The sequence below is a fragment of the Paenibacillus sp. FSL H7-0940 genome, assembly GCF_037979415.1.
Lineage (GTDB): Bacteria > Bacillota > Bacilli > Paenibacillales > Paenibacillaceae > Paenibacillus > Paenibacillus amylolyticus.
The window spans coordinates 6,123,404-6,138,008 of sequence record NZ_CP150280.1; the positions used below are offsets into that span (position 1 = coordinate 6,123,404).

A 14,605-nucleotide genomic window follows, 5' to 3' on the forward strand; every position below is an offset into this window, starting at 1 on the left:
TGAAATGAATGCTGTTACACGTTAACACTTCGGGTACAGAAAGCCTTCCGATCGCGTAAATGCGAAGCATATGCTTTCGAAGTAGCTTTCCTCTGGAAAGCTTTTAACTCCATTTCTTCAGGCCCTTTCTGTCCCCTTCGTGCACGTGGTGCTATTCATCCAACTTATATGGCATCTGTTATTTCATCTATAGATAAGAATATCAGACTTGAGGGATGGATCAAAATGCCACAATCTTAGTCCTTCACCGCCCCTGCGGCAATATCCGAAATAAACTGGCGGCTGATGAACAGGAACATAACGATGAGCGGAATGACGGCAAGCAACGTACCCGCGATAACCATGGCATAGTCTGTGTTATACAGTCCGTTTAATTGGGACAACGCAATCTGCAACGTGTATTTGCGTTCATCCGTCAGGACGATCAAAGGCCACAGATAATCATTCCATACGCCGATAAAGGTGAACGCGCCGAGGAAAGCAAAGGCAGGTCGCAGAATTGGAAGTGCCACGTTCCAATAAAGTCGGAAGAAATTACAGCCGTCGATGCGGCCCGCATCCAGCAGATCGTTGGGAATGGACTCTGTTGCATACTGGCGAATCCAGAAGATGCCGAAGGCGTTCACCATGCCCGGAATAATGAGAGCTTTGAAGGAACCGACCCAACCGAACGTAGCCATGAGTACGAAGGAAGGCACCAGCGACAGCTGGGAAGGTACCATCATGGTTGCGAGCAGCAAGATGAATAGCCACTTTTTACCGGGAAATTCAAACTTCGCAAACGCAAACCCCGCTAGTGAGTCAAAAAACAGCACCAGAATGGTCACAAGGCCTGACACAAACAACGTATTCAGAAAGGCGCCCCAGAAGTCAATCTGCTGCAACACCCGCGTAATATTATTCCACAGTTCACCGCCGAACCAGAGCTGGGGTGGGAACTTGTAGATATCGGACGTTGTCCGGGTGGACATTACAATCAGCCAATAGAACGGGAACATGGATATGAGCATGCCCCCGATAAGACCGGTATACAACACCAGCGATTTGAGGTGTTTGGTCGCCATGTGTGCTCCCCCTTATCACATCAGGATGATTTGCCTTGAACAAGCTTCCAGTTCACAATCGAGAACAGGGCGATAATGAGGAACATGCCCCAACCAACGGCAGCGCCATATCCGAAGTAATTGTTAATGAAGGATTCACGGTAGAGGTACAGTACAATCGTCATGCCAGCTGCACCTGCGCCACCGTCATTGCCTACCAATACTTGTGGCTCGGTGAACAGTTGCATACCGCCAATCGTTGATGTAATGACCGTAAACAGGATCACAGGACGCAACATCGGAATTGTAATTCGGAAAAAGGACTGTATCGCTGATGCGCCATCAATCTTGGCCGCTTCGTATAATGTCTGCGGAATACTCTGAAGTCCGGCCAGATAGATGACGGCGTTATATCCGGTCCAGCGCCAGACCACCATGGAGGAGATTGCGACTTTAATGCCCCATGGTGCATTAAGCCACTCCACAACCGGTAGCCCGACCGACTGCAATAGATAATTGAGAAAGCCATAATTGTTGGCAAATAAAGCACCGAAGATAATGGCTACCGCCACGATGGATGTGACGTTTGGCAGAAAATAACCGACCCGAAACAGGGTACGGAACTTCACAAATGGTGCATGTAGCAAAAAGGCAATAATCAGGGCGAAAAAGAGCATCGGAATCGTCGAATAGATCCAGATCATGAACGTGTTGCCCACGGCTTGCCAGAACTCGGCATCGGTCAGCATGTATTTGAAATTGTTGAGTCCGTTAAACGTCATGATACCGATGCCATCCCATTTATGAAAAGCCAGATAGAGTGAGAACCCAATCGGGAACAGCCCAAATACCGCAAACAGAATATAAAACGGCGATATCGCAACATAAAGTGCACGATGCTCCCACATTCTGGCCCACAGTGACTTCTGCCGATCCAGATCAGGTCTTGCATTTCCGGGATCGGGAGTAAGACGAGGTTCAGTTACAGCCATATGAATTCCTCCTTTGCGGATAACGAAACCACACGTTGTTCAGGTTAACGCTGCAATTCCCGCTCGACGCGGTGTACCGTATCCGTCCAGACCTGCTGTGGATCGGCATTTTGCTTCGCGACATCATTCAGCCGCCGGGTGATAATGTTGTGTACGGATGGGTATCTTTCGCCAAAGAAAGCATCCGGCACATCCTGTGCCGATTCGGCAAATACAGGCCCTGTCGCCTGTCCACCGAAGAAAGGTTCTTTTTCTTTCATGGCAGGATCATCAAACACACCTGGTGCAGAAGGGAACAGGTTCAGTGTCTGATATTGCTCCAGTTGATTTTCGGGACTTTGCAGCCAGCGAACCAGTTCAAAGGCTTCCTGAGGATGTTCACTCGACTTCAGGATGGACAGGAATGATCCCCCGTTGTTGCCATCTCCCCCTGGTGCCCGAGCGACCCGCCATTTCCCGGAGGTATCCGGAGCGGCTTCCTGAAGCACTTGTTTCATCCAGACGGCACCCACGAAAGAGGCGATTTCGCCATTATTCATCGCGGCGTTCCAGCTTGGAGTCCAGCCATCTGCATTGGCTAGCAGTCCCTTCTCTTTGAAAGCAACGGCCGTATCCCAGCTCTTGCCCACAATAGGGGAATCCATGCCGATAAAGGACCCGTCCGGCCGGAAATAACGCTCCGCAGACTGAGATATGACTTGATTGTAAACGGTTGCAATATTGTCGGTTAGAAAAACCTTGCCTCCGAATTTTTCCTTGAGCTGTTCTCCGGCATCAGCATATGCATCCCAACTGTTGATCTGGCGTGTAACGTCCTCGGGATCAGATGGCAATCCGGCCTCCTTGAACAGATCTTCTCGGTAGAAGAGGGCTGTTGGGCCCGTATCCATCGGGAAACCGATCATCTGTCCGCTTGGCGTAACGCCTTGCTTCCATTTCCACGGCAGATATTGGTCTTCAATATCTCCTGCACCGAGATCATACAGATTATAGAAACGGTCCTCACTGGGAAATAGCTCCATGATCCAGTCGTTCAATGCTACAATGTCTGGTTCACCTGAGCGTGCAGCGAGTGTTGTTTTGAGTTTTGCTTTGAAATCACCGCCGATTTTCTGAGCTGTCAGTTCGATATTGGGGAACTTTTCCTTAGCCCTGGCAATCAACTTATCATCGATGGAACGATTCCAGTACCATAATGTAAGCGCTACCTTTTTATTGTTCGCTGAATCGTCCTGTCCGGGCCAGATGGAGCATCCGCTTATGAGCAGGACGCAGACCATCAGTATGGCTGTCCAGCAAGTTCTTTTCCGGCGGATCATGTGTATTACCCCCTCATCATTAAGTTCGAGGCATGAAGTGCTTTGGACTACAACATTAGTGTATGAGCAGTTTATAAACTCATACCCAATATTCCTGAAATGAAACACATATTTGTGTCGATTACGTAACATAAATTGGGTAGTTACTTTAAAAATAAAAGTTACTTGACACATTATAATTTTTATTCTAAACTAACTTACATAAAGTAACTAATGATGATGAGAATAATATAGATACGTACTATATAACGTCCAAGTGATCCATTTTCGCTTTGGATGCGAATCAATCAACAGACAAGTTGGCCTAAACAGGAGGAACGACAATGATCAATTCACATATTATTCAACTGCTTGCCCCCAAAATTCAGACTTTTCCGAGTGGAAAAGAGTTCATATACCTGGTGGGGCCAATCAAACTCCCGGTAAACCTCGATGGGGAGACCAAGACATTCCAGTGGTATAGCTGGATGAAGTCGGACAAAGCGATGGAGAGCGGCGAGTTAATTGAATCTCTTGCTGAAGCTGAACTGGCAGAGCGTCAACAATCCAGTGTTCTGGTGTATGGTGACTTTGCTGAAGCACAAGAAGCGCTGATCCGGATGCATAGCATCTGTCATACAGGCGACATCTTTGGCAGCAAACGCTGTGATTGCGGCTTCCAATTGGAGCAATCCATGAAAATGATCGCCGCTCACGGAGCGGGCGCACTGTTCTACCTTGCCAACCATGAAGGACGTGGCATTGGTCTGTTCAGCAAAGCCATGGCGTACATTTTGCAAGAAGAAGGTCTGGATACGGTAGATGCAAACTTGCAACTCGGATTCACAGACGATGCCCGCAATTATGACGATGCGATTGCCGTATTGCGTGCGCTTCGCTCCGCACCGGTTACATTGATCACCAACAATCCACGGAAGCTGGCTGCTTTGCAGGAAGCGGGATTGAATGTGGGCGGACGTGTGCCACTATGGGGAGATCGCTCTGCTTTCAACGAGAAATATCTGCAAACGAAAGTGAACCGTTCCGGTCATTTGTCAGAAAGTGATGGTTGGGCTGGGGCAGAGACGCTGCTTCCGCATGCGCAGGGTTAATCATTATTTATAGACGTATACGAATAGATGGCTAGCCGTTGATGTACTCTCTGTTATGGAGAAGTACAACAGCGGCTTTTTGCTATGGATGATAGGGTAGCGATCAGGTTTTCCTGATTCACGGAATGGCTTGCCGTTCCCGCAGTGCGGATTATACAATATAGTCATCTGATGAATGCGGGAGGAACCAAGGTGCCATTTGAGGGACAACGTATATTGCCGGCTGCAAAGAGCATGAAGCAGTTTGAAGCGATGATTGAAGGCCCTTATACCTATGGGGTGATGCTGGAAACGCATATTGCACAACTTCAGAGTGTAATGGACGAGGCTCGGCGGTACGACAAAAAGATACTTTTGCATGCAGATCTGGTCCAAGGATTGAAGAATGATGAGTATGCGGCAGAGTATCTGTGTCAGCACATTCGCCCTGCAGGACTGATCTCTACGCGAGCGAGTGTCATTCAGAAGGCAAAGCAGAAAGGCATTACAGCGATTCAACGTATTTTTCTGCTCGATACCCATGCACTGGAGAAAAGTTATCTGCTGCTGGCCAAAACCCAACCGGATTATATTGAAGTATTACCTGGCGTCATTCCGCATATTATTGCGGAAGTATCTGTGCGTACAGGGATACCCATTATTGCAGGGGGATTGATCCGTTCACCGGAAGAGGTTGAACTTGCGCTTGGCGTCGGGGCTACGGCAGTGACCACATCCAACACAGATCTGATCCGACACTTCGAGAAATCGCTTACACCTTAAAAAGAACCCACAACAGGAGGTTGTCTGTATGGAAAAATATATATTGGCTCTGGATCAGGGAACAACAAGCTCCCGAGCTATTCTATTTAACCGTGGCGGGGAGATTGTGCACATTGCACAGCAGGAATTCCCTCAATATTTCCCCAAACCGGGCTGGGTAGAGCAGAATGCCAACGAAATCTGGAGTTCCATTCTTGCCGTGATGGCTTCATGTCTGGCAGAGAGCGGAATTAAACCTGTTCAGATTGCCGGAATTGGAATTACGAATCAACGTGAGACCGTTGTGGTATGGGACAAAGAAACAGGCAGACCCATCTATAATGCAGTGGTATGGCAATCCAGACAGACCGCAGATATCTGTGAAGAACTGAAGACACAGGGTCTCGGGGACCTTTTCCGCCGTAAAACAGGATTACTGATCGATCCCTACTTCTCGGGAACAAAGGTGAAGTGGATTCTGGATCATGTCCCTGGTGCCCGGGAGCGGGCAGAGAAGGGTGAACTGCTGTTTGGTACGATTGATAGCTGGCTGATCTGGAAACTGAGCGGGGGTACACATGTCACGGATATATCCAATGCCTCACGTACTCTGATCTATAACATCTATGATCTGCAATGGGATGACGAATTGTTGGATATCCTCGACATTCCCAAGGCTATGCTACCAGAAGTGCGAGGTTCATCCGAGGTGTATGCACACACAGCAGACTATCATTTCTTCGGTCATCGGATTCCGATTGCGGGAGCAGCAGGAGATCAACAGGCAGCGATGTTTGGTCAGGGCTGTTACACCAAGGGCAGTATGAAAAATACATATGGTACCGGTTGTTTCATGCTTATGAATACGGGAGAGAACGCGGTACAATCCAATCACGGACTGATTACAACGATTGCCTGGGGGATGAATGGCAAGGTTGAATATGCACTCGAAGGCAGCATTTTTGTTGCAGGTTCAGCGGTTCAGTGGCTGCGTGACGGATTAAGAATGCTTCGCTCTTCAAAAGATAGCGAGGATTACGCCTCACGTGTGCCTTCGACAGACAGCGTTTATATGGTACCTGCATTTGTGGGACTGGGCAGTCCGTATTGGGATAGTGAGGTTAAGGGTGCGGTGTTTGGCCTGACCCGAGGCACGACAAAGGAACACTTTATCCGTGCTACGCTTGAGGCGTTGGCGTATCAGACCAAAGATGTACTGGAGGCAATGGAATCCGACTCGGGTATTCCCGTGCATGCTCTGCGTGTGGATGGAGGAGCGGCGGCCAATGATTTTCTCATGCAGTTCCAGAGTGATATTCTGGGCATTCCTGTCGAACGCCCAACGGTGAATGAAACGACTGCATTGGGTGCGGCTTATCTGGCAGGATTGGCGGTAGGATATTGGACGAGTGCGGATGAATTGACGGATCATGAAAATACGGAGCGTGTCTTCCAGCCTGTTATGGCTGAGGAACTGCGGACAGAATTGTATGCAGGTTGGAAGCGTGCAGTGAACGCAGCAATGGCTTTTAAATAAAAGAAATGAAATGAATATTTCTTGGTGTGGGTATTTGTACTTTTTAACTAAACATATGTTATAAATGATATTTACTGGTGGAAAATGATGCATGATTTACAGGGTTATTCTTCCTGGAGAAGGCAAAATATATACCCACTATAAGGAAAAAAACAAGGTTAGTGGATTCATTTGAAATTCCATCCTTTGGCAGAACAACTTTTTGAATTTTTTTTGAATAATGTGTCATTTCAGGACTTCACGCCGTCAAAAATCTGTGATAGGATAAAGGCACAAGTTAAAAAAATGATGTCTGGAGATCGGGAGGGACCACGTGCCGCTCAGCAATTGCTGAGCGAATGACGTGGTCCTTTTTTTTGTTTTTTTACGGAAATATTAAGGAATCAATGGGAGGTTCAAGAATGACAGAAACGTTCTCGTCAGCACAACGGACCGAATATTTGCAAAATATGGCGAATGCACATTTTGACGTATTGATTATTGGCGGCGGGATTACAGGCGCAGGGATTGCATTGGATGCGGCTTCGCGTGGGTTGAAGACGGCGCTTGTAGAAATGCAGGATTTTGCAGCAGGTACATCCAGTCGTTCGACCAAACTTGTCCATGGCGGATTGCGTTATTTGAAGCAATATGAAGTGAAGATGGTTGCTGAGGTAGGACGGGAGCGGGCTGTAGTTTATGAAAATGGGCCACATGTGACCACACCGGAACCGATGTTGTTACCGATCTATACGGCTGGCACGTTCGGCCGTTTCAGCACATCCATTGGACTGATGGTGTATGATCGGCTTGCCGGGGTGAAGCGCAGTGAACGGCGCCAAATGTTGAATGCTGGAGCGGTGTCAGATAGTGAACCTCTGTTACGCAAACAGGGGTTGTTGGGTGGTGGACTCTATGTGGAGTACCGGACTGATGATGCCAGGCTCACCATAGAAGTTATGAAAGAAGCTGTCAAACGTGGGGCACAGGCAGTGAACTACGTTAAGGCGAAAGGTTTCCTGAAGGAGAATGGCAAGATTACAGGTATTGAAGCCGTGGATCAGATCGACGGTCAGGCATATATGCTGAAAGCAAGCAAGGTGATCAACGCTTCCGGTCCATGGGTGGACGGTCTGCGGGAATTGGACGGTTCGCGCCAGGGGAAAACGCTGCAGATGACCAAAGGCATTCATTTGGTCTTTGATGGTGAACGATTCCCATTAAGACAGGCCGTCTATTTTGATACACCAGATGGTCGAATGGTATTTGCTGTCCCACGTGATGGCAAAACCTATGTAGGTACAACCGACACTGTATATCAGGACGATCCTGCACACCCGCAAATTTCCGACGCGGATCGCGATTATGTGATTGATGCAGTTAATGGCATGTTTCCAGATGTACACATTGGTACCGAGGACGTGGAATCCGGATGGGCGGGTGTACGTCCACTAATTCATGAGGAAGGCAAGAATCCTTCCGAAATATCACGTAAAGATGAAGTCTGGGTATCCGAATCCAATCTGATTACGATTGCCGGGGGCAAGTTAACCGGGTACCGTAAAATGGCCGAGATGGTTGTTGATCTGGTCGCACGCCAGATGGAGCAGGAGAGTGGGCATTCCATAGGCCCTTGTGTAACAAAGAAGATGCCCATCTCCGGCGGTGATGTAGGGGGATCGGCTGGATTTGTATCGTATGCGGAGCGCAAGATCAAGGACGGTGTTGCTCTCGGGCTTGCCCGACCTGCTGCGGAGCGGCTGGTTCGCACGTATGGTTCCAATGTGGAGGCACTGTATGAGCGAATGCCCGATCCACGCACCAAGTCCGATCTTCATGGCATGCCACAGGAGTTATTGCTTATGCTACATTACGCGATTGATGAAGAGATGGCTGCAACTCCATCTGACTTTTTGGTACGAAGAACAGGTGATTTATTCTTCCGTATTAATGAAGTTCGTCGCTATAAAGCAGCAGTTATCTCGTATATGGCAGGTCGTTTGGACTGGTCAGAAGAGGAAGTGGTTAAACATACACAGGAACTGGATCAGCTGTTGCTGGAAGCATCCGGAAAAATCTAAGGCAGGATTTCAAGATCGAGAGTCGAATGGAACATGTAAGCGTGTAACATAGAGAGGGGATTACATCCATGACATTACAGATCGGAATCATTGGAACAGGCTGGTTCAGTAAGGTACACGCGGATATTCTCGCACGGATGGAAGGTGTTCGTGTTGCGAGTGTCTGTGGAACTTCGCTCGAAAAGGCAGAGGCTATGGCCTTCGTTTATGATGCTGTTGGTTACGGGGAACTTGAACATATGCTGGATGGTGAGAAGCTGGATGCGGTGTATATCTGTGTGCCTCCGATGTCTCACGGATCGATTGAATCCGAATTAATCCGCCGCGGTATTCCATTCCTGGTGGAGAAACCGTTGAGCACCGGAATGGATGTTCCGCGTCAGGTGTTGGATCAGGTGCAAAAGAGTGGATTGTTAACCTCTGTAGGATACCATTTCCGTTATCAGGAGGCTGCGCAGGTCCTGCGGCAATCGATGAAAGAACAGACGGTCGGCATGGCTCTTGGCCGCTGGATGGGCGGAATGCCAGGAGTCGCCTGGTGGCGGCGTCAGGACGGTTCAGGAGGACAATTCGTAGAGCAGACTACACATATTGTAGACTTGCTTCGGTATTGTGCAGGAGAAGTTACGGAGGTATATGCTGTAGCAGCTCAGCGAAGCATGCATGAGAAGCATGAGCATGTGACCGTAGCCGATGTGGCAAATGTGACGCTCAAGCTGGAAAGTGGAGCGATTGCCAGTATCGCCAATACATGTCTGTTGCCAGACGGAGAGGGCGGCGCAGGACTCCAGTTCTACACGGATGCAGGTGTATGGGATTGGACGCCAGAACGTTTGCTTCTGCCAAGTGCCGCAACACATGCGATGGCAGGTCTGGAGATTCCGGCAGGACATAACCCATACGAGCGTGAGAATGAAGCGTTCATTCACGCCCTGCGTACGGGAGACCGTTCACGAATTCTGTCCGATTATGCGGATGCCTGCCGTACACAGGAGATTACGACGGCGGCGCTGGCATCGGCAGATTCCGGTCTGCCGGTACAGCTTCAGCCATCAAAACATCTCTCTCATTAAAAGGTTGAAGGTAATATAAATACGCCTGAATCAGGGAATGATCCGCAGATCAGCCTGATTCAGGCGTATTTGTGTTGAGTAGAGATTATTAAGTAGCAATTCAACTACTCGGATTTCTGCTGTTTCAACCAGTCGGATGACCAACTGTAGATCTGATCAATGACAGGTTCAATGGCTCTGCCTTTCGGTGTCAATTCATACTCTACACGGGGAGGTATCTCGGGAAACATGTGTCGGGTTACGATACCTTCCGTCTCCATTTCCTTCAATCTCTCCGATAAAAGTCGTCCACTGATCGCCATCTCTGCTTCAAGCTCCGTAAACCGCTTGGGTCCGGACAACAGTTGGTACATGATTAACAGTACCCACTTCTTGCCTATGATGTCTATGGCTTGAGTGATCATACAGGGACTTGGTGATTTTACTTTTTTCAGCTTCAACGTGTTCACCTCGATTCATAATGATTTTCTTCAAAGTTGTATATGAAAGGACATGATTTCTGCCGCTTTAAGAATATAGGACATCCAAGTAAATGAGGGTTACTACAAAATATACTGTAACATACCTTTTGTATGTATTATACATCATACAGTGAAAAATTACTTGAAGAAATTATATTATTATTATATACTAACTTCACAAAAGTAAGTTGGTGATAAATAATACGTATAATTTGAACGCGTACTATTCTGAAAATTGAACGGGGCTGAACGCTTGAAAACAGAGTGACCTTTGGGAACTTTTACATAGATTCTTTTTTTTTACAATGTGAAGCAAAATAATCATTACCTAGTAGGAACATATAATTTGTTACAGGAGGATATACATATGAACAAGATTTTGGGTTACGTTTTTCTGGTTGTGTTAGCAGGTGTCTTCGTCATGACGGGGTTTAACAAGATTAGTGGAGCAGACATGATGATTCAGACATTCGAAAGTTTCTCTTATCCGACATGGACCATGTATCTGCTGGGTGCCGCGGAGTTGCTTAGTGCAGTAGGTTTGCTGATTCCACGTACTCGCATCCTGGCTTCTGGCATACTGACATTCATTCTGATTGGGGCCGTGGGAAGTCATCTGATCTATGCACAATACGCTGCTGTTCCGTTCCCGGCTGTGTTGTTGGTAGCTAACATAATTGTTTTGGTTGTGGGCATGCGCAGATTGGAAGCGGAAGAAGAAGGCCAGATGGACGCGATTCAGGCGTAAGTTAAAGATAAGAGGGAACGTTATTGGGCTATTTACTGAGGAAAAGGTATTCCTGTCAAAAGGAATGTAAACGCGGATGCCTATGCAGAAGATGACCACTGCCAGTAAGCAGTGGTCATCTTTTTTTATGTAAGACTTCGCGTGGCACGTGTAACGATTCGCCGCGTATGTTTGGTATCCGACTGCTGAGTCCAAGTGGCACAGACCTGCCGCACCCACTCTGGATTGGTCTTGCTGGCGTCGTTCAGCCAGTTACTTACCGAATCCTGCACATACTTATGGGCATCGGATTTCACCGCGTCAAGCAAGGGAAGGGCCATGGCCGGATTTTCTTTTAACTCCTGAATATGCTTGGCCCAGACGCCACGAGGTCTGATTGATTCTATGGCAAATCGACGGATCAGTGGATCAGGGTCAACGCTCCATGGGATTAACTGCTGCAAGGCTAAGGATAATTCGGCAGAGATGGACTCCCGTACAGCCATCCAGGCGATTTCTCTTACACCAAAGTGATGATCTGCTGCAAAGGGCCGAATATGCTCCAACTTTTCAGTCAGGTTCAGACCGGAATCTAGCCCAATGATATAAGCCGCCCAGCAGCGAACACTGTCTGAACGATGCTCTGCAATGGAACAAAAGAGATTCGTTTTTTCATTGACTGATGGACGTTTCAACAGATCAAGCCATTGCATGGCTATGGCCGGGATGATTTTCATGATCCGCTGCTCATCCATCTGTGTTAACTGCTCTGTAATTGCTCTGGTTTCGGCATCCATTCCCCATTCATGGGTAACCTTCTGAAAAAGAGAAACATGATCTACAGCCAGCCATTCGGTCAGATTGACCGATTCGATATGTCCTGCTTGTAGCCAATTGCGGATATGCTCAGGAATTTCCGTTGCTTTACGGGCACCTTTGCGACGAAAAATGTCTTCAGGGATAAATAGATTTGGCTTAGCATCCAACGGTATACTCCTCCTTGGTTGTATAACATCATGCGTTATACAATACAACTTGCTGGAGAACAGGGATGTAAGGCATCTTACAAGTGGGCAGTGATTTTCCGGAGGTTAGCGATTTCGTCACGATGAAGGGAGACTGATTTGAATCCGGTACGAATACGGCCGGCTCTTGCTAACTCTTGCATGACAATCGTAACCGATTCCCGTGTGGCTCCTGCCATCCAGGCAATCTCCTGATGGGTAAGCCCGAGTTGAATCCGGCAGTACTCATCTTCTTCGATACATCCCATCTGTTCAGCCAGCCGGAAGAGATTATGTATCACCTTTTCATGCAGGTTTCCGAGTGCAAGCGTCTGTGTCAACTCGCTCATTCGTTTGATCCGCTCGCTTAGTACGTTCATCAGTCTCATCATAAATTCCGGATGTTCAATCAGAAACTGTTCAAAACGTTGTTTGTTCATCAGGCAAATATCACACTCCTCCATCGTTTCGATATAAACGGCACGTGTTCCGAGTGAGATTCCGTTCATTTCTCCAAACACGTTACCTTCCGTCAAAATATCGAGAGTGAACTGCTTGCCCTCCGGATTTAATGTATATAAACGAACCTTTCCCCGTTTTACAAAATAGAAACCTTCTGTAAACGTATCGGGTGTCTGGATCTGTCTGTTTTTAGGTATGGTCGTAATAGAAGTCATCCCATCCATTTCAATCAGGTCTGCCTCGGATAAGGAGGACATGAGGTCGAATTGTGATAAATACAGAATTTTATCCATAGAACTCCTTTCCATTACAATATGAATATAAAAAAAAGAAGAACCCACGAAAAACAACGGGTTCTCTTGCAGCGGGACTTCCTGATCGGAAGGTCTTCTGACTATAAATGATCAAATGCCATTTTGATTATAGTAACTTTTTTAATTGAGAGACGCGTCCTTGGCTGATGCCAAGCTTTTCCGCAATTTGCTGTTGAGCCAAACCGGGATTCTGTTCAACAATTTCTTTCATCTGTTGCAGCATACGTGCCGTCTTTGGCCGCAGGTCCGGATATTCTTGGTTGTCAGCTGTGGTCCCTTCTTCCCTAGCGGGAGATGAGACTGGGGCGGATTTGGAAGCAGGACGCTCCACGGGTGCAGGAGCCTGTTTGTTCTGAGGTACGAACCAGTTGGGAGAGTCATCCGGGTGTTTTAATTGAATTGCACAAGTCCGGCAGATGAATTGTTCTTTGAAATACATTTCCGTATCTACATCACCGCAAAAAATACATAATGTTGATTTGTACTTTCTTAAAATCAACTCTTTTCCTTCAATGAAAAACTCAAGCGGATCGCCGATATGGATTTCCATCGTATCCCGCATTTCTTTGGGAAGGACAATTCGTCCAAGACGGTCCAGAGATCTCTTCATTCCGGTTCTTTTCATCGCATCTCCCCCGCAATATTCACAATTAAAAACCTGTCCTTATTGTAAGGAAGAAAGGGCTTTAATACAACAATAATATTTCAAAAAAGTGGATAATTCCATCCATTATGGGAAAATAAGTTTAGAAAGCACGGGTGCAACCGCTAAAGTGAACAATGCAGCGAGCACCATGGAGATGCTGGAGATGGTACCGGTCAGGGAACTCAGTTCAAACGCCTTGGATGTCCCTGTGCCATGGGCACCGGTTCCAAACAGTGTGCCTCGTGCAATCTCACCATCGATGCGCAGCATTTTGACGATGGAAGGGCCCATAATTACTCCGAGCAGACCAGTCATAATAACAAAAACAGCTGTCACTGCGGGTATGCCACCGATAGTGGCGGATACGTTCATGGCAATTGGGGTGGTAATCGATCTTGGGATCAGACTATGAATGAGACCGGAATCCAGGCGCAACCATTTGGCGAGCAGGGCAGAAGAAAGTACGGCAACAACCGAGCCAGTCATGACACTGAAGACAATCTCGGAAATATGTTTTTTGAGTACATGGAAAAAGGTATAGAGCGGTACGGCAAAAGCCACCGTGGCCGGTTGAAGAAGCAGACTCAGCCATTTGCCACCACTGCTATACGTGGCATAATCCGTTCCCGTTGCGAGCAATATGCCAACGACGAGGAGCGGCGTAATGAGCAGTGGAGACAGATATACTTTCGGCAGATTGCGATATATTCGTTTGGTAACCCAATAAATACCGACGGTTAACAACAGGCAGAGGAATCCAATCATCCGGTGTGACGCTCCTTTCGTTTGGCAATTCGTGTAGCCACCAGGCCTGTGCAGGACATGACCAGGAATGTACTAAGTAGTACGATGAATAAAATCTGTAGTCCGTCATGCTCTAACATGGGCATATAGTTCATAATGCCAACGGCTGACGGGATAAAAAATAACAATAGTTCACCGAGCAACCAGGCAGCTCCAACTTCAATCCAGCGCAACTTCACGACACGAGTCTGAAGCAGAATGAATAACACAACCATACCGAGTATTGAACCTGGTACAGGAAGATGGAGAGTACGGGCCAGCAGGTCCATGAGCAGTGAAAAAACCATTAAGAGCGCAACTTGTGCAATACCAAGGCCCCATTTTTTCACTT

At 47.5% G+C, this 14,605-nt stretch carries 15 protein-coding genes; 6 read left to right on the forward strand and 9 right to left on the reverse strand.

Annotation, left to right across the window (positions count from 1 at the left end):
• Positions 1-236: 236 nt before the first annotated feature.
• The 3 genes from MHB71_RS27020 to MHB71_RS27030 form a co-directional block, all read right to left on the reverse strand.
• A complete protein-coding gene (locus tag MHB71_RS27020) occupies positions 237-1,064 on the reverse strand; it encodes a carbohydrate ABC transporter permease (protein WP_036612996.1) in 828 nt (275 codons plus the stop codon).
• A 20-nt stretch (positions 1,065-1,084) separates the two neighbouring features.
• Positions 1,085-1,963: a sugar ABC transporter permease gene (locus tag MHB71_RS27025; protein ID WP_143781166.1), complete on the reverse strand. Its 879-nt coding sequence runs from the start codon at positions 1,961-1,963 to the stop codon at positions 1,085-1,087.
• Positions 1,964-2,079: 116 nt separating this feature from the next.
• Positions 2,080-3,315 (reverse strand): ABC transporter substrate-binding protein, encoded by a 1,236-nt coding sequence (locus MHB71_RS27030; RefSeq protein WP_340030232.1) that lies wholly within the window; start codon positions 3,313-3,315, stop codon positions 2,080-2,082.
• A gap of 362 nt (positions 3,316-3,677) precedes the next feature.
• On the opposite strand from MHB71_RS27030, the gene MHB71_RS27035 reads away from it, so the two are divergent.
• The 5 genes from MHB71_RS27035 to MHB71_RS27055 all read left to right on the forward strand — a co-directional run bounded on the left by MHB71_RS27035 (position 3,678) and on the right by MHB71_RS27055 (position 9,856).
• Positions 3,678-4,445, forward strand: coding sequence for a GTP cyclohydrolase II (locus MHB71_RS27035; RefSeq protein ID WP_340028151.1), 768 nt, complete (start codon positions 3,678-3,680; stop codon positions 4,443-4,445).
• A 192-nt stretch (positions 4,446-4,637) separates the two neighbouring features.
• Complete coding sequence (locus tag MHB71_RS27040; RefSeq protein WP_074092664.1) at positions 4,638-5,207, forward strand: glycerol-3-phosphate responsive antiterminator; 570 nt, start codon at positions 4,638-4,640, stop codon at positions 5,205-5,207.
• 28 nt (positions 5,208-5,235) lie between these two features.
• A complete protein-coding gene (gene glpK / locus MHB71_RS27045; protein WP_340028152.1) occupies positions 5,236-6,723 on the forward strand; it encodes a glycerol kinase GlpK in 1,488 nt (495 codons plus the stop codon).
• Positions 6,724-7,124: 401 nt separating this feature from the next.
• Positions 7,125-8,783: an FAD-dependent oxidoreductase gene (locus MHB71_RS27050; RefSeq protein WP_076320319.1), complete on the forward strand. Its 1,659-nt coding sequence runs from the start codon at positions 7,125-7,127 to the stop codon at positions 8,781-8,783.
• A gap of 68 nt (positions 8,784-8,851) precedes the next feature.
• Positions 8,852-9,856 (forward strand): Gfo/Idh/MocA family oxidoreductase, encoded by a 1,005-nt coding sequence (locus MHB71_RS27055; protein ID WP_076329275.1) that lies wholly within the window; start codon positions 8,852-8,854, stop codon positions 9,854-9,856.
• A gap of 104 nt (positions 9,857-9,960) precedes the next feature.
• Here MHB71_RS27055 and MHB71_RS27060 read toward each other — a convergent pair whose 3' ends face one another.
• Positions 9,961-10,260: a helix-turn-helix domain-containing protein gene (locus tag MHB71_RS27060; RefSeq protein WP_026081419.1), complete on the reverse strand. Its 300-nt coding sequence runs from the start codon at positions 10,258-10,260 to the stop codon at positions 9,961-9,963.
• Between the two features lie 424 nt (positions 10,261-10,684).
• Between MHB71_RS27060 and MHB71_RS27065 the strand changes: the two genes are divergently transcribed.
• Positions 10,685-11,065, forward strand: coding sequence for a DoxX family protein (locus MHB71_RS27065; protein WP_051447288.1), 381 nt, complete (start codon positions 10,685-10,687; stop codon positions 11,063-11,065).
• A 125-nt stretch (positions 11,066-11,190) separates the two neighbouring features.
• Here MHB71_RS27065 and MHB71_RS27070 read toward each other — a convergent pair whose 3' ends face one another.
• The 5 genes from MHB71_RS27070 to MHB71_RS27090 form a co-directional block, all read right to left on the reverse strand.
• Positions 11,191-12,030, reverse strand: a complete 840-nt coding sequence (locus MHB71_RS27070; RefSeq protein WP_083677525.1) for a DNA alkylation repair protein — start codon at positions 12,028-12,030, stop codon at positions 11,191-11,193.
• Positions 12,031-12,107: 77 nt separating this feature from the next.
• The gene (locus tag MHB71_RS27075; protein ID WP_076329276.1) at positions 12,108-12,803 is read right to left on the reverse strand and encodes a Crp/Fnr family transcriptional regulator; all 696 of its coding nucleotides are present in this window, start codon (positions 12,801-12,803) and stop codon (positions 12,108-12,110) included.
• A 127-nt stretch (positions 12,804-12,930) separates the two neighbouring features.
• The gene (locus tag MHB71_RS27080) at positions 12,931-13,449 is read right to left on the reverse strand and encodes an AbrB/MazE/SpoVT family DNA-binding domain-containing protein (RefSeq protein WP_036612972.1); all 519 of its coding nucleotides are present in this window, start codon (positions 13,447-13,449) and stop codon (positions 12,931-12,933) included.
• Between the two features lie 105 nt (positions 13,450-13,554).
• A complete protein-coding gene (locus MHB71_RS27085) occupies positions 13,555-14,235 on the reverse strand; it encodes a CidB/LrgB family autolysis modulator (RefSeq protein WP_340028153.1) in 681 nt (226 codons plus the stop codon).
• On the reverse strand, positions 14,232-14,603 hold the full coding sequence (locus MHB71_RS27090; RefSeq protein ID WP_017691758.1) for a CidA/LrgA family holin-like protein: 372 nt from the start codon (positions 14,601-14,603) through the stop codon (positions 14,232-14,234). Before MHB71_RS27090 ends, MHB71_RS27085 begins: the two co-directional genes overlap by 4 nt.
• Positions 14,604-14,605: the final 2 nt, after the last annotated feature.

Excerpts from the sequence above, each read along its gene's own strand:
- glpK (WP_340028152.1), top strand. The coding sequence starts at position 5,236 with ATGGAAAAATATATATTGGCTCTGGATCAGGGAACAACAAGCTCCCGA.
- MHB71_RS27030 (WP_340030232.1), bottom strand. The coding sequence starts at position 3,315 with ATGGTCTGCGTCCTGCTCATAAGCGGATGCTCCATCTGGCCCGGACAG.
- MHB71_RS27060 (WP_026081419.1), bottom strand. The coding sequence starts at position 10,260 with ATGATCACTCAAGCCATAGACATCATAGGCAAGAAGTGGGTACTGTTA.
- MHB71_RS27075 (WP_076329276.1), bottom strand. The coding sequence starts at position 12,803 with ATGGATAAAATTCTGTATTTATCACAATTCGACCTCATGTCCTCCTTA.
- MHB71_RS27085 (WP_340028153.1), bottom strand. The coding sequence starts at position 14,235 with ATGATTGGATTCCTCTGCCTGTTGTTAACCGTCGGTATTTATTGGGTT.
- MHB71_RS27020 (WP_036612996.1), bottom strand. The coding sequence starts at position 1,064 with ATGGCGACCAAACACCTCAAATCGCTGGTGTTGTATACCGGTCTTATC.
- MHB71_RS27065 (WP_051447288.1), top strand. The coding sequence starts at position 10,685 with ATGAACAAGATTTTGGGTTACGTTTTTCTGGTTGTGTTAGCAGGTGTC.
- MHB71_RS27080 (WP_036612972.1), bottom strand. The coding sequence starts at position 13,449 with ATGAAAAGAACCGGAATGAAGAGATCTCTGGACCGTCTTGGACGAATT.
- MHB71_RS27035 (WP_340028151.1), top strand. The coding sequence starts at position 3,678 with ATGATCAATTCACATATTATTCAACTGCTTGCCCCCAAAATTCAGACT.
- MHB71_RS27055 (WP_076329275.1), top strand. The coding sequence starts at position 8,852 with ATGACATTACAGATCGGAATCATTGGAACAGGCTGGTTCAGTAAGGTA.
- MHB71_RS27050 (WP_076320319.1), top strand. The coding sequence starts at position 7,125 with ATGACAGAAACGTTCTCGTCAGCACAACGGACCGAATATTTGCAAAAT.